The 208-nt window shown below is 52.4% G+C and carries 1 protein-coding gene; it reads left to right on the top strand.

What is annotated here, in order from left to right; all coding sequences use genetic code 11:
- A partial coding sequence (locus ACP2WS_RS11390; RefSeq protein WP_426460870.1) for a hypothetical protein occupies positions 1–208 on the top strand: 208 nt, incomplete at both ends.

Here is a 208-nt window from a genome sequence, read left to right on the forward strand (position 1 = left end):
ATCTTTTTCGGAGTGGGCCGGATCGGAAGGTGAGAGTGCATTGAAGAAGGCCGGTGGTGGTGGCTATATTGGGATCCGGAATTTTCCAGCGCCCGCCAGGGTGTCCTGGAAATCGAAGGATGGAACTTTCCACACTGCAGAGGTCGACATCGGAAAAATATTCAAGGATGAAGTCATCATTCACCATCTGCCGCTGCGGGAATTTCCG

The sequence above is a fragment of the Brachymonas moutaii (nom. illeg.) genome (genome assembly GCF_049977365.1).
GTDB lineage: Bacteria > Pseudomonadota > Gammaproteobacteria > Burkholderiales > Burkholderiaceae_C > Brachymonas.